The sequence below is a fragment of the Photorhabdus heterorhabditis genome, assembly GCF_001280945.1.
Lineage (GTDB): Bacteria > Pseudomonadota > Gammaproteobacteria > Enterobacterales > Enterobacteriaceae > Photorhabdus > Photorhabdus heterorhabditis.
On the sequence record NZ_LJCS01000043.1, the window covers coordinates 14,527 to 37,703 of the forward strand.

Annotated in this window: 23 protein-coding genes and 2 pseudogenes; 15 read left to right on the forward strand and 10 right to left on the reverse strand. The window is 43.3% G+C overall.

What is annotated here, in order from left to right; all coding sequences use genetic code 11:
• Window positions 1-73 precede the first annotated feature (73 nt).
• On the forward strand, window positions 74-1,339 hold the full coding sequence (gene rfaL / locus AM629_RS14385; RefSeq protein ID WP_054479974.1) for an O-antigen ligase RfaL: 1,266 nt from the start codon (window positions 74-76) through the stop codon (window positions 1,337-1,339).
• Window positions 1,340-1,498: 159 nt separating this feature from the next.
• Here rfaL and AM629_RS14390 read toward each other — a convergent pair whose 3' ends face one another.
• The 7 genes from AM629_RS14390 to radC form a co-directional block, all read right to left on the reverse strand.
• Complete coding sequence (locus tag AM629_RS14390; protein ID WP_054479975.1) at window positions 1,499-2,674, reverse strand: glycosyltransferase family 4 protein; 1,176 nt, start codon at window positions 2,672-2,674, stop codon at window positions 1,499-1,501.
• Complete coding sequence (locus tag AM629_RS14395; protein WP_054479976.1) at window positions 2,674-3,777, reverse strand: glycosyltransferase family 4 protein; 1,104 nt, start codon at window positions 3,775-3,777, stop codon at window positions 2,674-2,676. Before AM629_RS14395 ends, AM629_RS14390 begins: the two co-directional genes overlap by 1 nt.
• Entirely contained in the window at window positions 3,774-4,784 is a 1,011-nt protein-coding gene (locus AM629_RS14400; protein ID WP_054479977.1) for a glycosyltransferase family 9 protein, read from the reverse strand. The genes AM629_RS14395 and AM629_RS14400 overlap by 4 nt, the downstream gene beginning before the upstream one ends.
• A gap of 188 nt (window positions 4,785-4,972) precedes the next feature.
• A complete protein-coding gene (locus tag AM629_RS14405; RefSeq protein ID WP_054479978.1) occupies window positions 4,973-6,094 on the reverse strand; it encodes a glycosyltransferase family 4 protein in 1,122 nt (373 codons plus the stop codon).
• Between the two features lie 174 nt (window positions 6,095-6,268).
• Window positions 6,269-6,436 (reverse strand): 50S ribosomal protein L33, encoded by a 168-nt coding sequence (rpmG, locus tag AM629_RS14410; protein WP_054479979.1) that lies wholly within the window; start codon window positions 6,434-6,436, stop codon window positions 6,269-6,271.
• Window positions 6,437-6,447: 11 nt separating this feature from the next.
• Window positions 6,448-6,684 (reverse strand): 50S ribosomal protein L28, encoded by a 237-nt coding sequence (gene rpmB, locus AM629_RS14415; RefSeq protein WP_004265123.1) that lies wholly within the window; start codon window positions 6,682-6,684, stop codon window positions 6,448-6,450.
• A gap of 240 nt (window positions 6,685-6,924) precedes the next feature.
• Entirely contained in the window at window positions 6,925-7,617 is a 693-nt protein-coding gene (gene radC / locus AM629_RS14420; protein ID WP_054479980.1) for a RadC family protein, read from the reverse strand.
• 196 nt (window positions 7,618-7,813) lie between these two features.
• On the opposite strand from radC, the gene coaBC reads away from it, so the two are divergent.
• From coaBC to slmA, 3 genes are all read left to right on the forward strand, one after another.
• Window positions 7,814-9,031, forward strand: coding sequence for a bifunctional phosphopantothenoylcysteine decarboxylase/phosphopantothenate--cysteine ligase CoaBC (gene coaBC, locus AM629_RS14425; protein ID WP_054479981.1), 1,218 nt, complete (start codon window positions 7,814-7,816; stop codon window positions 9,029-9,031).
• Window positions 9,009-9,467 (forward strand): dUTP diphosphatase, encoded by a 459-nt coding sequence (gene dut / locus AM629_RS14430; RefSeq protein WP_054479982.1) that lies wholly within the window; start codon window positions 9,009-9,011, stop codon window positions 9,465-9,467. Before coaBC ends, dut begins: the two co-directional genes overlap by 23 nt.
• A gap of 111 nt (window positions 9,468-9,578) precedes the next feature.
• On the forward strand, window positions 9,579-10,178 hold the full coding sequence (gene slmA / locus AM629_RS14435) for a nucleoid occlusion factor SlmA (RefSeq protein ID WP_054479983.1): 600 nt from the start codon (window positions 9,579-9,581) through the stop codon (window positions 10,176-10,178).
• Between the two features lie 58 nt (window positions 10,179-10,236).
• Here the strand turns inward: slmA and pyrE are convergent, their stop codons facing one another.
• Complete coding sequence (pyrE, locus tag AM629_RS14440) at window positions 10,237-10,878, reverse strand: orotate phosphoribosyltransferase (protein WP_054479984.1); 642 nt, start codon at window positions 10,876-10,878, stop codon at window positions 10,237-10,239.
• 88 nt (window positions 10,879-10,966) lie between these two features.
• Complete coding sequence (gene rph / locus AM629_RS14445) at window positions 10,967-11,680, reverse strand: ribonuclease PH (RefSeq protein WP_054479985.1); 714 nt, start codon at window positions 11,678-11,680, stop codon at window positions 10,967-10,969.
• A 125-nt stretch (window positions 11,681-11,805) separates the two neighbouring features.
• Here rph and AM629_RS14450 point away from each other — a divergent pair, with 125 nt between their 5' ends.
• The 9 genes and pseudogenes from AM629_RS14450 (at window position 11,806) to AM629_RS14490 (ending at window position 20,419) form a co-directional block, all read left to right on the forward strand.
• Complete coding sequence (locus tag AM629_RS14450) at window positions 11,806-12,669, forward strand: YicC/YloC family endoribonuclease (protein ID WP_054479986.1); 864 nt, start codon at window positions 11,806-11,808, stop codon at window positions 12,667-12,669.
• A 176-nt stretch (window positions 12,670-12,845) separates the two neighbouring features.
• Window positions 12,846-13,607 (forward strand): annotated as a pseudogene (locus tag AM629_RS14455) (tyrosine-type recombinase/integrase); the annotation flags it as partial.
• 942 nt (window positions 13,608-14,549) lie between these two features.
• On the forward strand, window positions 14,550-14,828 hold the full coding sequence (locus AM629_RS14460; RefSeq protein WP_338049395.1) for a helix-turn-helix transcriptional regulator: 279 nt from the start codon (window positions 14,550-14,552) through the stop codon (window positions 14,826-14,828).
• Window positions 14,829-14,864: 36 nt separating this feature from the next.
• Window positions 14,865-15,230 carry a PM1773 family protein gene (locus AM629_RS24665; RefSeq protein ID WP_054479988.1) on the forward strand — a complete coding sequence of 122 codons (366 nt, stop codon included), beginning with the start codon at window positions 14,865-14,867 and terminating at the stop codon, window positions 15,228-15,230.
• A gap of 13 nt (window positions 15,231-15,243) precedes the next feature.
• Window positions 15,244-16,068 (forward strand): antA/AntB antirepressor family protein, encoded by an 825-nt coding sequence (locus AM629_RS14470; protein ID WP_054479989.1) that lies wholly within the window; start codon window positions 15,244-15,246, stop codon window positions 16,066-16,068.
• Complete coding sequence (locus tag AM629_RS14475) at window positions 16,068-16,820, forward strand: host cell division inhibitor Icd-like protein (RefSeq protein ID WP_235525487.1); 753 nt, start codon at window positions 16,068-16,070, stop codon at window positions 16,818-16,820. The genes AM629_RS14470 and AM629_RS14475 overlap by 1 nt, the downstream gene beginning before the upstream one ends.
• Before the next feature lie 193 nt (window positions 16,821-17,013).
• Window positions 17,014-17,559 carry a DUF5375 family protein gene (locus AM629_RS14480; protein ID WP_054479990.1) on the forward strand — a complete coding sequence of 182 codons (546 nt, stop codon included), beginning with the start codon at window positions 17,014-17,016 and terminating at the stop codon, window positions 17,557-17,559.
• A gap of 9 nt (window positions 17,560-17,568) precedes the next feature.
• Entirely contained in the window at window positions 17,569-18,192 is a 624-nt protein-coding gene (locus AM629_RS24670; protein WP_235525488.1) for a primase-helicase zinc-binding domain-containing protein, read from the forward strand.
• Window positions 18,122-20,419: a DUF927 domain-containing protein gene (locus tag AM629_RS14490; protein WP_167338263.1), complete on the forward strand. Its 2,298-nt coding sequence runs from the start codon at window positions 18,122-18,124 to the stop codon at window positions 20,417-20,419. The genes AM629_RS24670 and AM629_RS14490 overlap by 71 nt, the downstream gene beginning before the upstream one ends.
• A gap of 137 nt (window positions 20,420-20,556) precedes the next feature.
• Here AM629_RS14490 and AM629_RS14495 read toward each other — a convergent pair whose 3' ends face one another.
• A complete protein-coding gene (locus AM629_RS14495) occupies window positions 20,557-20,976 on the reverse strand; it encodes a hypothetical protein (protein ID WP_054479992.1) in 420 nt (139 codons plus the stop codon).
• A 170-nt stretch (window positions 20,977-21,146) separates the two neighbouring features.
• Here AM629_RS14495 and AM629_RS22325 point away from each other — a divergent pair.
• Both AM629_RS22325 and dinD read left to right on the forward strand, forming a co-directional pair.
• Window positions 21,147-21,331: pseudogene (locus AM629_RS22325) on the forward strand (hypothetical protein).
• A gap of 371 nt (window positions 21,332-21,702) precedes the next feature.
• Window positions 21,703-22,527, forward strand: a complete 825-nt coding sequence (dinD, locus tag AM629_RS14500; protein WP_054479993.1) for a DNA damage-inducible protein D — start codon at window positions 21,703-21,705, stop codon at window positions 22,525-22,527.
• The last annotated feature ends 650 nt before the right edge of the window (window positions 22,528-23,177 follow it).

Below are 23,177 nucleotides of genomic sequence, written 5' to 3' on the forward strand. Positions count from 1 at the left end.
GCATCTCAGCAGATTAAGATAATATTTTCGTGTATCATTTCCAACCAAACTCAACAGGAATGAAAACAGATTGATGAATATATTTGATATTAAAAATCGCAACAAAAAATCATTATGGAACTTATCCATCATTGGGATTTATATAGCCCTTGTTTATCTGCCTGATATAACAAGATATAAAAATTTGGTTATAATCCTGATTGGTATTACCGCGCTGACCTATCTGGCGACGGATTTTCGTCAAGTGATGCGCTCCATGCGCAATTCATTGTTTCTGTCTATTCTGTTATTCACCTTAGCAATGTTCTATTCAGTGGCGATCTCCGTCGATCCTGCATTGAGCTTTCAAGAGATGAATAAACCCATTCTAAATGGGCTGTTACTGTTCAGTTTTACTTTTCCTATTGTATTGTACAAAGAGAATAAAGAAAGTATTGCCAAAATGATTTTATATTCATTTACTATTGGGATGCTGGCAATATGCCTGACTGATATTGGTAAATATCTTATTAACTATAGTAAGGGTGAAATGCCTTTTACCAACTTCAACCACCGGGAATTTTCTTATGGTTTTATTTTCTATTTCCCTATCTTACTCTGCACCTGGGCGTTGTGGAAAAAGCATACCTTAACGAGTTGGTTGATATTGGCCATTGCTTCCGCAATAAGCTTGTTTTTGCTATTAGGTACTCTGGCCCGTGGTGCTTGGGTAGCTGTTGTTGTTATAACTGCTTTCATTATCATTATTAATCGGGAATGGAAACTCACACTTGTAGCAACAATATGTCTGGGCTTACTAACAGCCACAACACACTTAACCTCCATAGATAATAGCGCTACCAAACTACTAGTTTATAAGCTCACACAAACAGATAGTACACATCGATATACTAATGGTGTACAAAGTTCTGCTCTGGCTTTAATTATAGAAAACCCGATTAAAGGCTATGGTTATGGCAATAAAATCTACCATAAGGTTTACAATGAACGAGTGGCTGATTATCCAGACTGGATATTTCGTACCTCCATCGGCCCCCACAATATTTTTCTGGCATTTTGGTTTGCGGGTGGAGTAATCGGCCTAATCACAACCTTACTGATGACCTTCTCCGCGCTGTATACTGGTAGCCATATTATTGCCCGTAACAGTGGTATAATAAAGCAGGCTGGCATTATTCTATTAACTGGATTTATTGGACTATTTATTGTCCGTGGAGCTTTTGAAAATACCTATATTAATGAGATAGGCATTTTGCTCGGTTTGATGATTGCACTATACCCAATAGATTTCAAGATGCATCGCGACGGCAAGGGAGCGAATCCCCGGGAGCATAGCTAACTATGTCATAGATAACACTGTGACCGGGGTGAGAGAGTGCAGCCAACAAAGAAGCAACTTGAAAGATAACAGGTATATATAAAAAGAAAAGTGAGTAATCAATCAGGTACCCCGGTCATATCATCAGTGACTGTAATATGACCACCATCAGACCAATTATTATGCAGAAATATCCTTTGATATTATCTGCATAATAAGTCTGGCTCGCTGATCCCAATTAAAGCGCTCTGTTACCAGCATTTTTGCATAACTGGTTTGTACTTTAACTTTTCCCGGATTAGCTCTCAATAACCGAATTTGCTCAGCAAAACTTTCCGCATTCTCACTATCGGCAAAACTCACTGCATTTTCATCAACCACATCACGAATAGAAGGAAAATCAGAGATAACCACAGGTTTACCCATCGCCATATATTCGAATAATTTCAGTGGTGAGGTATAACGGCTACCAATGCTGGTCTTAGTTAATGGCAACAGACAAATATCATTATCTGCAATCATCTGAAAACGTAATTTAGGTTGAATAAACCCCAGAAAATTAACTTTGTCACAAACACCAATCTGCTGAGCAATCTGTTGTAATTGTTTAATTTGTTCTGGCTCACCACCAGCAATATTCAGTACTGCATTTTCAAGATACATCATCGCTTCAATCGCCGTTGGAATACCTTTCCAACGATGCAAACTTCCCAGATAAAGAATCTGGGTTGGTAATTCACGGTCATTTGATACAAGTTTATCTAATGATATCGATTCCACGGCCAACATATCCACACCATCTGGGGCCACAACAATTGGTGTGCTAACACTATATCCACTGATAATGTCATCACTCAGTAACGACGTCAGAACAAAAATAACCCTAGACTGACTATAAACAAAGTGCTCGGCTTCTTTCAGTTTCTGATATTTATACTGATTTTTATTTTTACTCAAATCATGTGATTCTTTAAATGACTGAGCAAAAATTTCATGACTTTCAAAAAACAGAGGAATTTCTGGATGTTCACATAATAGATATTTTGCCATTTTCAAATTACGGGTAAAAACAGCATCTACCTTATTCTTTTTCAGCCAACAGGAAACCTGGAAATAGAACATCTTTTGAGTATTGAGCGGAAAGTACCATTTACGCCGGATATTGCGTAAAGGAACCCGTTTAGCTAATGATGATAATGTGCGCCCAAGTATCTCCTCAGCAGTAATTGTACCCTCTGGCGTAACCAAGTACACATTAGCCCCCTGACGGGCAAATGCGTCAACATTCTGTAGGATTTGTAATGATGCCACCCGATAATCTGGAACCGGATAGGGGTCGATATAGGCAATCTTCATTATTTATCTATTGCTTTCAGTAAACGATTTGCTGAATGCTCCCAGGTATACATTGTTTCGATCCGCTGACGAGCTTGCCTTCCCATATTTTGCCCTCTGTCTGGCTGGGACAATAAAACATTAACCGCATCGACAATGGCTGAAGCATCCCCTGGAGTGACCAAAATACCTGAATTATTTTCATTACCGACAACTTCAGGTATGCCTCCGATATAACTGGCAATAACAGGTCTGCCACACGCCATAGCTTCAGCGATAGTGATCCCAAACGCTTCATCACCAATGCTTGGGAAGATCCCCGCATCACCAGCAGCATAATATTCAGGCAATTGATCATGTCCTACCGGTGGATGGAAGATTACCTGTCCTTCTAGTCGCAGTGCTGCAACCCGTTTCTCCAACCGTTGCAGATCTTCACCCGCGCCGATAATCAACAACTTAACATCTTGATCCCGTAGCTGAGCCATTGCATCAATGGCTACATGCATACCTTTCCAGCCAACCAGACGCCCAGCAAAAGTCAACAAAAACGTTTTATCACTGATCCCAAGATGAGTTCTGACAGAAGAATCTGCCGGCCTGAATTTATTAATATCAACCCCGTTGTAAATAACCTGCGGAAATTGTTTAAAATGGTGCTGAATCTGCCAAGCATTAAAATGACTACATGCCACCCAAGCTGAAATTTTCTTACTCAGCTTCCTGTCCCCCTTGAAGAAGCTGGTACCTCCGCTCATATAGCAAAACTTAGTACGGCTCTCTTTTGGCATCATTCGTGGCCAAAAAAAATCAAACGGCTTAGTTAGAATAATCCAATCAAAATCTTCGGCAATAACAGCATGGCGAGCATGGCGGGCAAATGAGTAACGTTCAACAATACGCTGAAAACGGCGACCAAGATTAATCACTTTCTCTCTGGAGATGAACGGAAAAGTATGGATCTGTATGGATCTGCCACTGAGATCTGGTTGAACATTACCCGTTCCACCAAAAATATGAATTTCATGACCTGCATCAGTCAGTACTTTCGCAAGCTCCCAAACTGCCGTCTGAATACCACCGTAAGACACGGTTACAGTGACATCAACTAAACCTATTTTCATCTTGTTGTTATCCCTGATGACTGAGTTTCTAGTAACTTTTGAGTTGCCTGCCAGACTTGTTCAACAGATATAACAGACATCGGGTCTTCGCGTGTGGCTTGCATATAATGAATCGGATGTTCAATAACCACCAAATGTGGATGCTGTTGAGGCGCTAAAAAACGACCTGGGTGAAAACTGTGATACATAGCAACCATCGGGATACCTAATGCACCAGCTAAGTGTGTCGGCCCTGTATCAACCCCAACGTACAAATCAAGCTTACTCATCATTGCCGCATTCTGTCGCATTGTCAGTTTACCAGCCAGTGAAGTACATTTCTCAACACCTAGTCTTTCTGCCAGTGATTGTGCAGCAATTTCACCGTCAGTACTGCCTAATAACATAATATGCGAATGTGGATAATGGCTATAAATGTATTGAGCTAATTTATAAAAACGCTCAACTGGCCAGTCACGATAGGCTTTTGCCGGGAAACTTTGTAACTGAAAACCAATCAGAGGTGTATTATCCAAATGATTCTGCCGCATAAAACTGTTAGCAAAATGCAATTCCTCTTCACTAATACAGTAATTCAACTGCCAGTCACTTACTTCAACCCCTATCGCGCTAGCAAGCATGGCTCGTTCCTGCTGAGCTGGCATCAACTGCTCTGGCTTTTTTACCGTCAGCCAATCAGGTTGCAACAAAGACTTATCTGAAAATGAAACTGTTAAGCGTGATTTACGTTTCGCATACTGCAATAAAGGCTTATCGTCGTTATATACTAAAGCTATATCATAATGTCTACGGGTAAACCAGCCACACCATTTTGCCTTGCCTTTTGAAAAGGCAGTCAGTTGATTGATATCACTTATATTTTCAAGGATCTGTTTAGTTCTTTTATGCGCCATAACATCAATATTCGCATCAGGCCATTTCTGCTTTAAAGCACGAATAACCGGCGTTACCAATAAGGTGTCACCGAAACGTGCTATAATAATGACCAGAATATTTTTGATTTGCATAAGATAATTATCTGATTAATCTGTTATAAAATTCAACAAAAGATACAATAAAACTACTTTATATACGATTGTTCGAAACAGGGTAATTTAATTAACAATCCATTAAAAGTAACCTTCACATCAATGAGTTAAATATCACCCAAAACCATAGACCAAAGAATAGAGCTTAGAATAAATCGCAAAAAATGTTAACATTTTTTATCTTTAATGCTACAAGCAAAAATCTTTTCCATTTTATCCAACATATTATCCATTCCGAATAAAGCCTTTGCACGCTCTAATGAAGAATGGCTGAATTGTAAACGCAATTCATTATTATGCATCAATAAATCTAAACTTCCTGTCAATAATGCTGCATTTCTGGGTTCCACAATATAACCCGTTTCACCATCAATTACCGCTTCGGTAATTGCCCCCACTGAAGTTGATACGACAGGTATCCCACAAGCCATTGCCTGCATAATCCCTTGTGGCACACCTTCATTACCAAAAGAAGGTAATGCAAATAGATCCATCGCATTCAAACAATCAGGAACATCTTGCCGGTTACCCAAGAAAATGACACTGTCCGACAAACCTTCCTGCTTCACTAAAGGTTCTAGTGATTTACGTTGTGGACCATCACCAACAAATAAAAGTTGCCAGTCAGGGTATTTCTGGTGAAGAAATTTCCAACTTTCCAACAAATAGCGATGCCCTTTCCAGGTTCTCATGGTCGCAACGACACCTAATGTCGGTTTATCCTGAATCCCAATCCTCTGACGACAGACCTTCTTATCTTCTGGTCGAAAACGACCTAAATCAATGCCGGTCGGTACTGATGTCATATGCTGTAATGGATAACGATTATTTACATGCAGATGCTGACGTAGTTTTTCACCTGTAGTCGCAATATGCTGGCACGCTTTCAGATACAACCAACGGGTTGTTATTGAAGTAGATACATTGGTAGAAACATGCCGGGTTCTGACCATTGGTGGCATATGCCTTAATGTTGCACAAGCCACGGCAACCAACCATGAATCTGTAGAGCTATGCGTATTAATAACATCAAACTGACGGCCTTCTCTTTTCAACCAATTACGCATAGCAAGAAAGCAAGACAAACGTTTTTTTTCAATAGGCAAGGCGACAACCGGAACACCATAAGATTTTGCTTCGCGGTAGATATTAGAATCAGGACAGCAGATGATAACTACCTTATGCCCACGTTTTATCATCCCTTGGGATTCCGTTAGAATACGTATCTCCTGGCCTCCCCAACCACAAGAAGATTCTGTATGTAAAATATTTAGTTTTTCTTTAGCCATTTCAGTTCTATATCCAGCCTACCGGAAGGCGTTAGTATAGCGAAACAGCATTTTACGTCTACGAATAACAGGATATATATGAAATGCTGAGAAGAAAGAGTGAATATCTGTTTTAAAATTCTTCAGGCAACAAAAAACCCGACCTAAGCCGGGTTTTTATCAAATCAGCCAGAATTACTTAATCTTAGCTTCTTTGTACATTACATACTGACGAACAACTGGATCGAATTTTTTCATTTCCAGCTTTTCAGGCATAGTACGCTTGTTCTTCGTAGTGGTATAGAAGTGACCAGTACCAGCTGAAGAAACCAGCTTGATTTTATCGCGAATACCTTTAGCCATTTTTCAGCTCCTTAGTACTTCTCACCGCGGGTACGAAGTTCAGCCAGAACTGCATCAATACCCTTCTTATCAATCACACGCATACCTTTAGCAGATACACGCAGAGTTACAAAGCGCTTCTCGGACTCAACCCAGAAACGGTGGGAATGCAGGTTAGGCAAAAAACGACGCTTAGTCGCATTCAATGCGTGAGAGCGGTTATTACCACTCATCGGGCGTTTGCCAGTAACTTGGCAGACTCGGGACATGTCTATTCTCCAAAAATCAAATCAGCTCGAGCTTTGTATTGGGTATGGCCGCCTCGTCAGGCTTAGGAGCCCATCTCAGCAAATTCTACTGAAAAGACTCACATTTACTCAGAAAATGTGCTGAGATAGGCTCTTCTCGCCAAACCAAAGATCCTCAAAGGTGGCGTAGTATACGCCCTCAATCGCTGACGCTCAAGTCCCGCACAACTAAAGATCCCCAAGGATCTTGAAAAAGTTAGACTAAATCCATCCCCGTTCAGCAAATGAAACACAACATTGTCGGCCAATAACAAGATGATCCAGTACCTGTATGCCAACCAGATTACAGGCATCAATGACTTTATCAGTGACTATCTTATCCGCCAAGCTGGGTTCTGCATGACCTGATGGATGATTATGTGCCAAGATAATGGACGAAGCATTCACCTTTATCGCCAATCTGACAATTTCACGAGGATGAACTTCAACTTTATTGATTGTGCCTTTAAACATCTCCTCATGGCAGATAACTTTATTTTGATTATTGAGAAACAACACAACAAATATTTCCCTGTCACGCCCTGATAATAAGTTTTGCAAATATTCTCGGGTTACACTTGGGCTACTCATAATATCTTCATGTATGAACTGGCTGGAGAAAAAACGCTTTGCCAGTTCTGCAATGGCTTGCAGTTGCGCGTATTTAGCTAATCCCATTCCTTTATGAGAACAGAAAGTGTCATAATCAGCAGAGAGTACATGGTATAGAGACCCAAACTCTTTCAGCAGAAATTCAGCCATCCGTAAAACAGGAAGACCTCTAGTTCCGGTACGCAGAAAAATAGCCAGTAACTCGGCATCTGTCAGAGAAACCGAGCCATACGCCAGCAATTTTTCTCTGGGAGCTAAATTCGAATATATTTCTTCTGTATTTTCAGCAATATTAACTTCCATATATTCATCTCCCGGCTCTGTTTCATCTGATACAAGCAGTATTCCATGCCGTAAAAATAAGCGCGAATGTCATAATCAAGAGCTGCGTAGCCGCTCGCAAACTTACCTTTTTTTACTATCAAAACTCAGACTATCCTCAACTCTGTAATCTCTTGTGATAAAATCCAAAACCCTTTCAACTTATATTCGGACAATCATGATGGCAGGACTTTCCGGCAAACAGATTGTGCTCGGTATCAGCGGAGGGATCGCCGCTTACAAAACTCCCGAGTTAATACGCCGTTTGCGTGATCGCGGTGCGCAGGTACGTGTAGTGATGACACCGGCAGCAGAAGCATTTATTACCCCACTGACATTGCAGGCAGTTTCCGGTTACCCCATTTCTGACGACCTATTAGACCCAGCAGCAGAAGCCGCTATGGGGCACATTGAACTTGGCAAATGGGCTGAACTTATTATCCTTGCCCCTGCTACTGCGGATTTGCTCGCGCGCTTGGTGGCTGGTATGGCTAATGATCTGTTAACAACTGTCTGTCTGGCTTCCTCAGCCCCCATTGCTGCGGTTCCTGCGATGAATCAGCAAATGTTTCGTGCCCAAGCAACACAACATAATCTCAAAATTCTTGAAGAACGGGGAGTTCTCCTGTGGGGTCCCGACAATGGCAACCAAGCTTGTGGTGACGTTGGCCCAGGTAGGATGCTGGACCCAATGGCAATTGTCGAACTGGCCGAACAACATTTTCAAGCAAGCCAAGATTTAGCTCACCTAAAACTTGCTATTACCGCTGGACCAACTCGTGAAGCGCTGGACCCAGTCCGCTTTATCAGTAATCACAGCTCCGGCAAAATGGGATTTGCTATCGCCCAAGCTGCCGCGACACGCGGTGCGGAAGTCACGCTGATCACAGGCCCGGTTCATTTACCAACACCACCGGGTGTCAAGCGAATCGACGTAACCAGTGCCTTAGAAATGAATGAACAAGCACAGATAGTAGCCGGTTCACAGCACATCTTTATTGGTTGTGCTGCCGTTGCAGATTACCGCGCTAAACAAATTGCTACAGAAAAAATTAAAAAACAGGGTGATGAGGTCACTTTCACCTTGATTAAAAACCCAGATATTGTTGCTAATGTGGCAACAATGCAAGAAAACCGTCCTTTTGTAGTAGGATTTGCAGCAGAAACCCAGAATGTGGAAGAATACGCACGCAAAAAACTGAACCAAAAACATTTGGATCTAATTTGTGCGAATGATGTATCCCTTACTGGCCACGGCTTTAACAGCGATACTAATGCATTACATTTGTTCTGGCATGAGGGAGAAATCCGCTTACCTCATAGTAATAAATTATTACTCAGCCACCATTTATTAGACGAGATAGTCAGACGCTATGATGAAAAAAATCGACGTTAAAATCCTTGACCCACGTATCGGAAAGGAATTTCCCCTGCCAACTTATGCCACCCCGGGTTCCGCCGGTTTAGACTTGCGGGCTTGCCTTGATAAAGCAGTAGAACTGGCACCTGGACAAACTGAACTTCTTCCGACCGGGCTTGCCATTCATATTGGTGATGAGCAACTGGCAGCCGTTATTCTGCCTCGTTCTGGCCTTGGACATAAACATGGCGTCGTTTTGGGTAATCTGGTTGGCTTGATTGATTCCGATTATCAAGGCCAACTGATGGTTTCGGTCTGGAACCGTGGTGATAAAACTTTTACTGTCGAACCGGGCGAACGTATCGCTCAGATGGTTTTTGTACCTGTCGTTCAGGCTGAATTCAATTTGGTAGAAGATTTTGCAGCCAGTGAGAGAGGCTGCGGTGGTTTTGGTCATTCCGGGCGCCAATAACTCTCTGTAAAACCTAATACCGTTCACCCATTATCATATCCTTTGCTCAATGATATTTGAGCAAAGGATTGCTGATTTGTTTTGCTGTTCTTAGCAGGGGTCTTATCCGATATGGCAGAAAACGAAAATATGAAGAAAAGAAACAGGCGCGAGGAAATCTTGCAGGCTTTAGCGCATATGTTACAGTCCCGTGATGGTAGCCATCGGATAACCACCGCTAAACTGGCCGCCAATGTAGGTGTTTCCGAAGCCGCACTCTACCGGCATTTTCCCAGTAAAACCCAGATGTTTGACAGTCTGATTGAGTTTATCGAAAACTCATTAATTTCACGGATTAACCTGATTCTGCAAGACGAGAAAGATACCATTGCTCGTATTCGCCTGATATTAGCCTTGATTCTAGGCTTCTCAGAAAAAAACCCGGGGCTGACTCGTATCATGACAGGCCATGCTCTGATGTTTGAACAAAACCGGCTGCAAGAGCGCATAAATCAATTATTTGAACGAATTGAAGTACAGCTCCGTCAGGTTTTGAAAGAGAAAAAATTACGTGATGGGCAAGGTTTCAGTTATGATGAGTCGCTGTTAGCCTCCCAATTACTGGCATTTTGTGAAGGGATGCTATCACGCTTTGTCCGCTCAGAATTCCACTATCGTCCAACACAGGAATTTGAAGCGCGCTGGCCATTATTACGGGCTCAGTTACAATGATTTATTCTACTACTCACCCCGCCCGCTATTGGGCGAGGGCTTTTTTTAAAACTGACTATCAAATACCATACTGCTCACGATATGCTTCCACTGCATCCAAATGCGCTTTCATTTCTGGTTGACCCCCTAAATAATGAATCAAATCATTCAAGGTAATAATGGAAGACACTTTGCAGCTGTAATCTCTTTCAACTTCCTGAATTGCCGAAATTTCACCATTCCCACGTTCCTGACGATCAAGACAAATCATCACACCGGCAAGCGTCGCACTATGCTGCTTAATAATTTCCATAGATTCACGGATAGCAGTGCCCGCAGTAATAACATCATCAACCAATACGACATTGCCTTTAAGCGGACTACCGACTAAAGTCCCACCTTCACCATGATTTTTAGCTTCCTTACGGTTAAAACAATATGGCATATCAATATCATGATGCTCTGCCAGTGCAACCGCCGTTGTTGTTGCGATTGGGATACCTTTGTAAGCAGGTCCGAACAACAAATCACATTGAATACCACTATCCAACAATGCTGCCGCATAAAAACGCCCGATTAACGCCAAATCACGCCCGGTATTAAACAGCCCGGCATTAAAGAAATACGGGCTTTTTCGTCCTGATTTCAGGGTAAATTCCCCAAACTTTAATACCTGTTTTTTTAGCGCAAGCTCGATAAATTCGCGCTGATAGGCTTTCATTGGTGTCTCTCCTCTCTACTTAGCTCTAATTATCCGCCATACAACAGGCACAAAAAAGGCGACTATTACGTCGCCTTGATCAACTGAATTATTTTAACGCAGTTCTCTGCGCGGCAAAAATGGTCTCTAGCCCCCCTTTAGCAAGGGACAATAAAGATAGTAACTCATCATGACTAAATGGCTCGCCTTCCGCAGTGCCTTGCACTTCAATCATCCGACCATCTTCCATCATCACAACGTTCATATCAGTTTCAGCCGCTGAATCTTCCACATATTCCAAATCGCAACGACTTTCACTATCCACAATACCAACAGAAACCGCAGCAACCATTGATTTCAGCGGATTCTCTTTCAATTTGCCTGCTTCAACCATTTTATTCAGCGCATCAACCAGAGCTACACAAGCACCAGTAATAGAAGCGGTACGGGTACCACCATCAGCCTGAATGACATCACAATCCAGAGTAATGGTATATTCACCCAATTTTTTCAGATCAATAGCGGCACGCAGTGAACGGGCAATTAGACGCTGGATTTCCATCGTACGTCCTCCCTGTTTGCCTCTCGCTGCTTCACGAGCATTTCGGCTATGGGTAGAGCGCGGTAACATACCATACTCAGCCGTAACCCAACCCTGTCCTTGACCTTTCAAGAAACGGGGAACACCTTCTTCAACGGATGCATTACATAACACCTTGGTATCTCCAAACTCCACCAGAACCGAGCCTTCCGCGTGTTTAGTGTAATGACGAGTTATAGTGATAGGACGCACTTGCTCTGCCGCTCTTCCTGCTGGACGCATAGTGTTATCTCCGTTGTTAAATCATTATTGGGGGCGCATTATACGGCCTAACGGGTCTAATGCCTATCCTACATCTACGACGAGCGTTATAATCCCTTAATCTTTTGTTTAAATGGGAACGAATCATGATTCGTAGTATGACTGCTTTCGCACGGCGAGATATCAAAAGTGAATGGGGAAATGCCGCTTGGGAACTGCGTTCCGTTAATCAGCGTTATTTAGAGACTTATATCCGCCTACCAGAACAATTCAGAAGTTTAGAACCAGTGATCCGTGAGCGTATTCGTTCCCGTCTGACTCGCGGAAAAGTTGAGTGTAACCTACGTTTTGAACTGGACTCACACGCTCAGGGAGAACTCATCTTAAATGAAACCTTGGCAAAACAATTGGTGAATGCGGCAAATTGGGTCAAACAACAGAGTCATGAAGGTGAAATCAATCCTGTTGATATTCTGCGCTGGCCAGGCGTTATGGCTGCGGAAGAGCAAGATCTGGATACTATCAGTACCCAACTGTTGAAAGAATTGGATACAACACTGGATGCCTTTATTCAAAGCCGCGAAACCGAAGGTACCGCACTTAAGACAATGATTGAACAACGTCTGGATGCGGTCACCGAAGAAGTCAGCAAAGTTCGCCAGCAAATGCCTGAAATTATACAATGGCAACGGGAACGCCTGCATACCAAACTGGAAGAAGCTCAGGTACAGCTTGAAAATAATCGTCTCGAACAGGAGTTAGTTCTGCTAGCTCAACGCCTTGATGTAGCAGAAGAATTGGATCGCCTGGACGCTCACGTCAAAGAAACCCGCAATATCCTGAAGAAAAAAGAGGCCGTTGGCCGCCGTCTGGATTTTATGATGCAGGAATTCAACCGCGAATCTAACACACTCGCATCCAAATCCATCAATGCCGATATCACTAATTCCGCAATTGAATTGAAGGTGCTAATTGAGCAGATGAGAGAGCAGATTCAAAACATTGAGTAACGTTTCATAGCGATTCACAACAAATCATCAAGCCAGTATATATTTGTTATATCTGGCTTTTTTACTATCATGGCATTGCAGAGCGAATCACAGTAGCGCATGATTATCGTGTACCACCAGCGATATTGCAACCCATTTAGTGGTACACGGCTATTTTTTACATTGGAGATTGCATAATGCCTAAACTCACAGATAAAGAGATCAGGGCATGGATAAAGTCAGGCGAGCGATTCGAAGGGAAAGCGGACGGTAACGGGCTGTATCTATGCTATCGAAAAACCTTTAAGCACCCTATATGACGTTTTAGATATAAGTTCGCAGGAAAGCCCAGAGTGATAATCTTAGGCTCATACATTGACCTATCGCTAGCCAAAGCACGAGAACTGACTAGAGAACTATCAGCGCGTGTTTCTTTGGGTTATGACGTCGCTATGGAGAAACAGGAACGCAAGGCCGAAGCACTAGCAAAGATTGATGCTGAAAAGAATGCTATAAAGGTATCAGACTTAGCGGCTGAATATTTTGAGCGCCAGATACTACCGCTCTGGAAACACCCCGACATACTCCGTAGACGAATAGATAAAGACATTAACCCTCGCATCGGCAATATGAAGCTGGAGGACGTGAAGCCCCGTCATATTGATGACATGCTCAAAGGGATAGTAGACAGAGGCGCACCGACTATAGCGACCGATGTCTTGCGATGGGTGAGGCGCATATTTGATTACGGTATTAGGCGTCAGCTCATTGATGTAAATCCCTATTCAGCATTTGAGGTTGCTGATGCTGGTGGGAAGGAAGTATCACGCGATAGATGGCTGACCAGGGAAGAATTAATCAACGTACTGAGGGCGTTTAGAACGTCAACGATCAGCCGCCAGAATGAAATCAGCTTTAAGATACTGCTTGCCCTATGCTTGCGAAAAATGGAGCTATGTATCAAAACGCAGGGGTTTGAATCTGCACTTTATTCACCGATGAAATACCGCGAAAAATCAGAATGGGAAAATTTTTGTGAGGGTAGTTTAAGCGTGCTTTTGGGCTTTAATCCGCCAATCAGGGAAGGAGGGGTAAGTCGATTCACCCCTAAATTCACTCACTCAATAGATTTTTTGAATGGAAAAATTGCAGATAGTTACTTCTATGAGCATACAGACTCACCAGGACTACGTAGACCGTTAGTTTTTTTGTTTGGTTTATGGGCTATTACCGGATTAACAGAATGGAGTATTTTTAGTGAATTACCAATAAAGGGAGAAATATCACTTAACGCCCTTGATTTTACTCTAAAAGAAGCTGATTACGAATTTCATCCAGAGAAAGATGATGTGTTTTTTGTTGCCCCATTAACAGAACATTTGTATGAAAATCATGGTCTAGCAAAAGAAAGAATAACACCTATTGTTACCTTAACAATAGATGATCTATATATTACCAAAACCCAGATAAATAAAATTTATTCAAATATAGGCAGTGAGGTTCCTATATTAATGAGTGAAGAAAAAAACCAATCTCACGTGATTAAAGAACATCACACACAAATAAAAGCCCGTGAAAATAGGCTAAAAATACACAAGGCCATTATTAGATTATTTGCCTTATACCCTCATAACCAACATGATGAGAATACAAGCTATAGATCAACAGATGGAAAATTAATAATATCCAGAATTGCAAGGTGTCTAGACTATCACGCAGCCACTTTGTTTGATGACAGAGAGCTACCAATAAAAGATGATTTAAATCTTAGGAATATCATTAGCCAATATTTGGACGATTTGGGGTGTAAGAATGGATAGTTTTTAATTGATGTTTGATTACATCAAACATATGTTTGACGCCTCACCCCTGTTTTTTTATCCAGCTTATTACGCTTAACTATGCCTAGTGACCAACAGAGAGGAGCTAGGCAAATCATGGAATACCAGCGCAAACGCAACCCACGTACTAGAAGCAATACCCCTTATCCCACCAGCGAAAACGCTCGTAAACGTCATACAGCCGACTTTTTAGGCATATCGGACGCAACCCTTAACCGTTGGATTAAAGCCGGAAAACTACCATTACCCTTTGAGCTTGAGGAGGGTTTTTCTGTCTTTGACGCAGCAGAGATACGTGCATGGGTGGAGTCTAAAAAAGCACAACGAGAGGTGGCATAAGATGAAAAAAACCGCCCTTGTGGTGGCGGCTTAAATATTTCACATATTGAAAATTGCCCCACCATTATAACCAAACGGACGCCAAAGAAACAGCGCAGCTTTATTTATATTGCTGGAACTGGTGTAAATGGTTTTACCGAAAATGACGGCTTGAAATATTGCCGCCTGTCATCATTTCGTAACTATGCAACCGAATTAGAGCGCAAGCTAGGCATCACCCTAGAGCGCATAGACGAGCCTAACCCTGATGGAATAGGTAGCCAATACCGCTATCGTATTCGCCACCAGCAGGACGCACAGAAGATTGTGAGCCTCATTAATAAACGCGCTAAGGCTGGTGGATATGAGGGCGTATCTGAATCACAAGCTGAATTAATTTTATCTCTGTACCCTACCGAATAACGGAGTAAAAAACATGACAAATAAAAATGCGGCCTTAATTGGTCAGGGCTTCGCTCACTCTGAAAACAGCCAGAACGATATTAACGAATTATCTTTTGCTGAGATGCTGCCCATTATTCAAAGCAATATTAACGGGCAATTAGTAAATAGTGTAAGTGCGAAATCATTACATGAGGCATTAGGGGTGGGGCGTGATTTTTCGACCTGGATTGATGGGCGTATTGCTGAATATAGCTTTATTAAGGATGTTGATTTTTTCACCTTTGATTCCCCGAAACGGGGGAACCAAAGCGCAGAAAGTGAACAATGGAAATCGAGGCGAGGGGGTGACAGACGCAGTAAAGATTATTTCCTATCTCTGAATATGGCTAAAGAACTTGGCATGGTTGAACGTACCGAACAAGGTCGATTGATTCGCCAGTACTTTATTAAGTGTGAGGAAGCACTACACAAAGTCGCCCCAGCATTGACCAAACAGCTACGAAATGAGCTTAAATCACGCCTGAAAGTAGCGAACTACTTTAAGCCCATGTGTTCAGCATTGGAACTGGCACGTATAGAACAGGGTAAAACGACACTACCACGCCATTACACCAATGAATCAAATATGCTGAACCGTATTGTTCTGGCTGGCCTGACAGCTAAACAGTGGGCGAAACAGCATGGTGTTATCGGTGAGCCTCGTGATGCGATGAGTGAGCTACAGCTTGAGCATCTTTCTTCTCTAGAACAGACCAATACCACGCTGATTGAGTTAGGTATGGACTATCACGCCCGTAAGGACAAGCTGACCGGACTATCTCAAAAATGGTTAGCACAGCGCGTGGAGGCAAATTAATGAATGCCTTCCAAGTGAGTAATTCCCTACTGGCTAGATCCGTGGTCACTGAATCAATGACCTCGACAAAATATCTTGCTCAGCACTACTCAGCGAAATTTATCGCTCAGTCATCGGCTAAAGTTTCAGCCGATGGGTATGAGAATATTTTCGCACACCCACCAGCGAAATATTTCGCTGATACACGGCAAGATTTTATTGGCATCACTACGCGAGGATATAGCCATCACAAAAATAGTGATCACTGTCTCTTTACTTTGTCATCAAACATTGGCTATATTGATGACGCACCAGCAAAATCTGGTGTCAGGCGTGGAAACCTGAATATACTAAAGGCGACACATGACGCGCCAAGCGTCTTTTTTTATGTCGCAGCATCACAGCACCTATCGTCTAAGGCATTATTAGCCTACATGTATTCAATGGTGATGCTAGCAGAGCTACCGAAAGGTAGGCTGGTTTCCTTTAGTACCAGTATTTCCACCTCTGTTAGTGTCACCGCCCCTATTGAGCGTGGAAACTCAAGCGGTGACTCCTTAGAAAAACTAAAGGAGATCATCGTCATGATGACTATCCCAGCCCCAACACATTTCAAATTCGTATTTTTGAGCATCAAACGTTCAGATGCCACCGCTAAACCTTGCCGTATCGAAGCCACAGCACCGCATGAGCACAGTGCCCGCCTGATGCTTGCCTGTGACTATATCCTGCTATTTGCCGGTCGCGTACCCGTTCAGGGGGTAGCAGCATGAACAAGGATGCAATCAAGCTCCTGTTACAGACATCACTGGAAACACCCATGATGAGGGCTGACCAATTGGAATCGATGTTATCGAACTAGCTCGAACTTGGGGGAGAGAAAGACACGCTGAATATGATTAGCGTGGCGTTACTGTGCGTCACTGAGATTAAAACCTCGCTGAATGAAGCTATGGAGGCAGGGCAATGAGCAAATATCACACTGAGGTTATCGGGGCAGAAGTCAATGCCATGAGACGCAACGAGAGCGGGGTATTTGAGCATATTGACCTGATACCGCTGGTGGACATTCCCACCCGTGCCAACGCTGGTGAATGGGATAATGAAAAAGTGCTAGGGATGCGCCTGATTGCAGAATATTTAGACCATGCACGAGGTGATAGAAAGAACGATTTACTCGCTTTCCGCTGGCTGGTCGCAACGCTTTACATCATGGAAACCACAGCGAAGAACAAAATGCCCTACTACCGCAATCATGGCGTGGTATTGCCGCTACTGATGGACTGTGAACGCTTTGCAATGGCAAACAATATCGAGGGCGCAATGCTTGAGCGGTTCGGTAAGGTGCAAGGCACAGAGAACGCCATCTTAATGTACAGCGGCATGCTGGACGATAACGGCCTTTTAAAGCTGTCACCGATGGGCGTTGAGGTGATGGATAACCTACACGAAGCCTTTACGCTCGATGTTGCCAATGGCGCGCTAGATGACGCCACACCAACAGCACACTAAGGGGGATATATGACACTCATCACTAAAAACTTTCGCCTCAGTGCGCTGGCTAACGAATTTGCAGCGGCCATCTATCACGATGTAACGACCCGTAACGGCGGCGATCACTTCACGATGCAGGTCGGAAAAACAGAAATCAATGTCGCTATTGTCGATGGGGTAAAAGGCATTCGTGAGCTGGTGGATAGTTACGCACTGGAAGCACTCCAGCAGAACTATCCAGCATGGGAAGTCATCGCTATTAACCTAATGGAGAAATGCGTAGTCAATGGCTACCTGACAGGCTACGGGCGTGAAATATGGCAAAGCATACTATCTAACATCGGGGCAGAATTGCCCCTAAACCAGCATACCGCTTGCCCTGCTTGCGGTGGTAAAGACCGGTTCCGCTTTGATGATAAGGACGGTAACGGCACATTCATTTGTAACCAGTGTGGCGCAGGTGATGGCCTTAATTTAGTTCAGCGAGTATTAAAGGTAAGTGTGACCGAAGCCGCTCAAGAGGTCGCCAATATTATTGGAATTGATACCCGTTCAAATAATCCACCAGCCTACAACAGCAATGAGATTAAAACGCAACAGGCGCAACGCAGGGCACAGCAGGCACAAAACCAAGCCAATGCGCTTTACTGAGCGATATAACCGCCTTTTATCTCAGGTTCAGCAGGGCGAATCTGCCTATCTGAATAACAAAGGGTTACACGGCTTCCCTATGCCATTGCTGGTGGACGGTTCGTTATTGCTCCCATTAGTGAATGCTGGTGGCACAGTGACAGGCGCACAGACTATCAAGCCGAGCGGAGATAAACGACTACTAACCGACAGCACCAAAAAAGGCAGCTACTACCCGATTAATGCGCCTGAGAACGTCTCAGAGGTGGTTATCGCTGAGGGACTGGCGACCGCTTTAACGTGTCATTTAATCCGGCCTGATGCGCTGACCGTGGCAGCCATTGACGCTGGGAACCTGATTGATGTTGCTGAGGTGATGAGAAGCAAGCACCTGAAAGCCAATATCATCATTGCGGCTGATAACGACATTAAACCCGATGAGCCGAACACGGGCAGACTCGCAGCAGAGAAAGCCGCCAAAGCCATTAACGGGATAGTCGTATTACCACCAGCAGAAGATAAAGCCGATTGGGACGATTATCGCCAGCAGTACGGCATTGAGGCAGCAAGGCAAACATTTAGTGAAGGGTTGTATCAGGTGGGGGAGAAAATGGCAGTATCAAAATCGATGGTCATTAATCTGGACGAACGCAGGGAGAAAGAGCGAGATCCGTTAAAGTCCTTTATTGATGTGCGTAAACATGGAATTTACTACGTTACGCCAAAGGTAGACAAAGACAGCGGCGAAGTTATCAATGCGGAACAATGGCTATCAGACCCGATGAAACCTATTGCTAGGGGCGTTAATGAGTTAGATGAGCACTATCTCATCATTGAATACGATAATGGCAAAACAAAAGCTTTACCCAACGATGATGTAGGAGAGCGTGAGGGTTGGCGGGCGCTCAAAAAATCGGGCGTTAATGTGACTGCTAAACCAGCAATGAGGAATACGTTATCGGACTGGCTGAATACTCACAGGCACTTAAAAACATGGAGTGTTACCCATAAATCAGGCTGGCATAAAGGCGCATACATCATGCCGGACGGTTCGATTATCGGCGATCCTGAGCAGCCTATTTTATTCAATGGTCAGAGCGCAACCGCTACCGCGTATCAGGTAAGCGGCACAATTGATAGCTGGCGGAATAACGTTGCTAGACTGGCTAACGGCAATATCTTCATGATGTTTGCTATAGGGGCAGCATTAGCCGCACCAATGACGGGGATCACTCAGGCAGATAGTTTCGGCATTCATATCTATGCACAATCTACAGCAAGGAAAAGCACCACCGCAGACATGGCAGTCAGTCTCTACGGCAACCCCGACTTACAACGTTTGACATGGTACGGCACAGCTTACGGTATTGCTAACGAGGCTGTAGCACACAATGACGGGCTTTTATACCTTGATGAAGTCGGACAAGGGGCAGACCCGAAACACGTCTATAAGTCTGCTTACACGCTATTTAATGGCAAAGGAAAGATACAGGGTGCAAAAGACGGCGGCAACCGACCTCTGGAAAGCTGGCGAACTGTGGCCATTAGTACGGGTGAAAAAGACATTGAGACATTTCTATTAAATTCAGGCGTAAAAATAAACGCTGGTCAGTTAGTGCGCTTGCTCAATATTCCGATAGAACGCGCCACAGAGCTACACGATTGCGAGACAGGGAAAGAGCACGCTGACACGATAAAGATCAACTGTAGGGCTAACTATGGCGCAGCAGGGCGCTATTGGATTGAATATCTTTCTCACCATAAAACCGAGGCTATGGAAGCCTATACCACCGCACAAAAACGCTGGGGTAAGTTAATCCCGTCCAGCTACGGTGAGCAGGTTCACCGCGCGAGTGATCGCTTTGCCGCTATTGAAGCAGCATTGCTGGTGGGTCGTATTGTGACTGGCTGGAGTGAGCAAGATTGCCGCGATACGGTACAGGCTGTATTTAACGTGTGGCTGGCGGAATTCGGTACAGGCAACAAAGAGATTGAGCAGATAGTGGAACAGGCTGAGGGCTTTTTAAATGCTTATGCCTTTAGCCGCTTTGCTATGCCCCCCTATGTTACAGGCAGCGACCGAGTAAACAATATTGCAGGCTATCGAGAGATTAGGGACGGAAAAACGATATTTCACACTTTCCCGAAAGCGTTTATTGATGAAATCGCCAATGGGTTCAATCCGAAAGTTTTTACTGATGTATTAGCCAGACAGGCGATTCTAGAGAAGCTACAGCGTGAACTTTGATGATTAAAGGACATGTTAGGGAATGATGATTTTTAGAGTCCATAAAAACGAAAAATCCTAACACTTCCTAACATGTTGCTGGTGGCTGAATCTTAAGATTTCTTAAGGGGATGATAACAATTGATAACGTAATTCGACTATAAGTCGAGCTTTCCGGCAATATCTTTGTGACGCTTCCATGCTGAGTAAATATCTTTATCCCACGCTTTACCCGCTTTAGTCTGATAACCCGCCTCATTAATCCGTTCAGCAATAACACGACCGTTATCAATGCCCTCAGAAAGCACCTGATTCACCACAGCAACAATAGCCGGTTCATTATAGGCATGAGGTGGAATATCAGCCTTACCCACAATCAGGGAAGCCGCAGCCGATTCTAGCCGTTCCACCAGCGATAACATACGAGTGTCAGGATTGCTTTCTGGACGGTTTAACTTCTCTTTGATAGCTGAGACTATCCACGATGATTTATCGCTGCCAGAAGTCGATACAGCGTCATTAAATAGGGCTTGAAGTTCAGCAGGCAGGCGAAAGGCAATGAGATTAGATTTACTCATGATAATAATCCTTACCAATTCAATGTATGCTCATTATATCAGCGTATAACAGTGTTATACAGATTAGATTTTAAGCTGGTGGTACGCAAGCAGGTACGCACCGGAACGGTTTATAATGCGTACTGTACAGGCAAGGTATAGAGATAATCACAACACCTTAAAGGGAAGCTATGTTAAACCGTGAGACGATAGAGGCTGTTATGATGGAATTAACCAGCAGGGGCAATCACTCACTGGACGGGATAGGCTGGCAATTAGAACGGGAGTCTCGCAGACATTACAGGCTAAAGAGCGCCACCGACGCAGAATGACCGCACCGACCTATCAATGGACGAAACCAGCACCAAGACGCTAGATAGTGATACCGTGAGGCCAAAGTGACGGTCAGAGGATAAATCAATGGGTTACATCAAAAATGTGAAATCACACTTTGGTTTGTCAGTCATCGGCTGAAATTTTAGCTGATGTATCAGCCTACCCGATTTAATCTGGTAGCCTATTTGTACAACTCTTATTGATATACGCAAAGTAACCAGTCCTCTTTAAGAGGTGAGCCAGTCAGGTGAAAAATATTTTTCGGTTGCTATCATTTCGTGTGAAACGGAGGCAGTAACAAAATAATGGAGAGGGTTATTCTTGGATGGCATAACAGTATTTGAATTATGTTAAGAGTAAGCTATCCGTATTATCAATCTATACCACGAACAAACATGAGAGGTTCGATACATGGAGCAGCATCACCAACCATTTGAAGAAATAAAAAGAATTGATGAGACTGGTATCGAATTCTGGTCGGCTAGAGAGCTTTCTAAACTTCTTGAATATTCTGAGTATCGTCACTTCACACCTGTTTTAAAACGAGCTAAAGAAGCCTGCACCCATAGCGGACACAACATTGAAGACCATTTCGAGGATATCCTCGATATGGTCAATATTGGCTCAGGAGCACAAAGAAAATTAAAGGATATAAAACTATCCCGTTATGCCTGTTACCTCGTTGTACAAAATGGTGATCCGAGTAAACCAGTTATAGCAGCAGGACAGACATATTTTGCTATTCAAACTAGACGGCAAGAGCTAGCAGATGATGAGGCATTTAAACGACTTCGAGAAGATGAAAAGCGGCTATTCCTACGCAATGAGCTAAAAGAGCACAACAAGCAGTTAGTTGAAACAGCACAGAGAGCAGGCGTAGAAACAAATATTGATTTTGCCATTTTCCAAAATCATGGCTATCAAGGTTTATACGGTGGACTAGACCAGAAAGCAATCCACCAGCGAAAGGGATTAAAAAAATCACAACGGATATTAGATCACATGGGGTCAACGGAGCTTGCTGCTAACTTGTTTAGAGCAACCCAAGCCGAAGAAAAGCTGAGACGAGATAACGTAAAAAGCAAAATACAAGCAAACCAGACTCATTTTGACGTTGGAAAAAAAGTAAGGGATACAATTCAAGAGTTGGGTGGAACAATGCCAGAGGATTTACCATCACCAGAGAAAAGCATCAAACAATTAGAAACGATAGCAAAGAAAAAACTCAAAAAGTAATCACATCGCTAATATATGATTTTCATAGTTGTACACATTTTTATCAATTCAGAGGTACACTCCGATTTAGCGTGTACCCAAGGGTGTACCCCTAGAAAATATTGAATAACACCAATCCAGCATTCATGCTGGTTTAAGCCTGATACTCAATGAACAGATTCGACGTTCCTTAGCATCTCAGAGAAAATCATAAAGCCAGATATACATTGTTATATCTGGTTTTTTTACTGTCAGAGCATGAAAGGTTTGAAGGGAAAGCGATCCGAGAATTAGGCGGAACGATGCAGAGGATTTGCCATCACCAGAGAAGAGCATCAAACAATTAGAAACAATAGCAAAGAAAAAACTCAGTAAATTTCGACACGTGTTAACGATATGTCGATGATATCGACATATGGAAACTGTGGGTCGAGAAAACCAGAAAATATCGACGTGTCATCAACAAGCGTCGATATCATGATCTATCATTAAATTGTCAGGTACTTTACCCAACCATCATAAACAGGATTATTCAGATACCGGACTAGTACTACAGCCGTACTTATCCTGAGGGTGGGCTCCCGCCTCTGCGCCGGTAGTGACACTGCTGAGCACGGTACTGGTGCCTTCGCCTCCATATAGACCAATGCAGAATGTGTTCAACGACATCT

Coding starts and splice junctions, on each gene's coding strand:
- rfaL (WP_054479974.1), top strand. CDS start 74: ATGAATATATTTGATATTAAAAATCGCAACAAAAAATCATTATGGAAC.
- AM629_RS14390 (WP_054479975.1), bottom strand. CDS start 2,674: ATGAAGATTGCCTATATCGACCCCTATCCGGTTCCAGATTATCGGGTG.
- AM629_RS14395 (WP_054479976.1), bottom strand. CDS start 3,777: ATGAAAATAGGTTTAGTTGATGTCACTGTAACCGTGTCTTACGGTGGT.
- AM629_RS14400 (WP_054479977.1), bottom strand. CDS start 4,784: ATGCAAATCAAAAATATTCTGGTCATTATTATAGCACGTTTCGGTGAC.
- AM629_RS14405 (WP_054479978.1), bottom strand. CDS start 6,094: ATGGCTAAAGAAAAACTAAATATTTTACATACAGAATCTTCTTGTGGT.
- rpmG (WP_054479979.1), bottom strand. CDS start 6,436: ATGGCTAAAGGTATTCGCGATAAAATCAAGCTGGTTTCTTCAGCTGGT.
- rpmB (WP_004265123.1), bottom strand. CDS start 6,684: ATGTCCCGAGTCTGCCAAGTTACTGGCAAACGCCCGATGAGTGGTAAT.
- radC (WP_054479980.1), bottom strand. CDS start 7,617: ATGGAAGTTAATATTGCTGAAAATACAGAAGAAATATATTCGAATTTA.
- coaBC (WP_054479981.1), top strand. CDS start 7,814: ATGATGGCAGGACTTTCCGGCAAACAGATTGTGCTCGGTATCAGCGGA.
- dut (WP_054479982.1), top strand. CDS start 9,009: ATGATGAAAAAAATCGACGTTAAAATCCTTGACCCACGTATCGGAAAG.
- slmA (WP_054479983.1), top strand. CDS start 9,579: ATGGCAGAAAACGAAAATATGAAGAAAAGAAACAGGCGCGAGGAAATC.
- pyrE (WP_054479984.1), bottom strand. CDS start 10,878: ATGAAAGCCTATCAGCGCGAATTTATCGAGCTTGCGCTAAAAAAACAG.
- rph (WP_054479985.1), bottom strand. CDS start 11,680: ATGCGTCCAGCAGGAAGAGCGGCAGAGCAAGTGCGTCCTATCACTATA.
- AM629_RS14450 (WP_054479986.1), top strand. CDS start 11,806: ATGATTCGTAGTATGACTGCTTTCGCACGGCGAGATATCAAAAGTGAA.
- AM629_RS14460 (WP_338049395.1), top strand. CDS start 14,550: ATGCCTAGTGACCAACAGAGAGGAGCTAGGCAAATCATGGAATACCAG.
- AM629_RS14470 (WP_054479989.1), top strand. CDS start 15,244: ATGACAAATAAAAATGCGGCCTTAATTGGTCAGGGCTTCGCTCACTCT.
- AM629_RS14475 (WP_235525487.1), top strand. CDS start 16,068: ATGAATGCCTTCCAAGTGAGTAATTCCCTACTGGCTAGATCCGTGGTC.
- AM629_RS14480 (WP_054479990.1), top strand. CDS start 17,014: ATGAGCAAATATCACACTGAGGTTATCGGGGCAGAAGTCAATGCCATG.
- AM629_RS24670 (WP_235525488.1), top strand. CDS start 17,569: ATGACACTCATCACTAAAAACTTTCGCCTCAGTGCGCTGGCTAACGAA.
- AM629_RS14490 (WP_167338263.1), top strand. CDS start 18,122: ATGAGATTAAAACGCAACAGGCGCAACGCAGGGCACAGCAGGCACAAA.
- AM629_RS14495 (WP_054479992.1), bottom strand. CDS start 20,976: ATGAGTAAATCTAATCTCATTGCCTTTCGCCTGCCTGCTGAACTTCAA.
- dinD (WP_054479993.1), top strand. CDS start 21,703: ATGGAGCAGCATCACCAACCATTTGAAGAAATAAAAAGAATTGATGAG.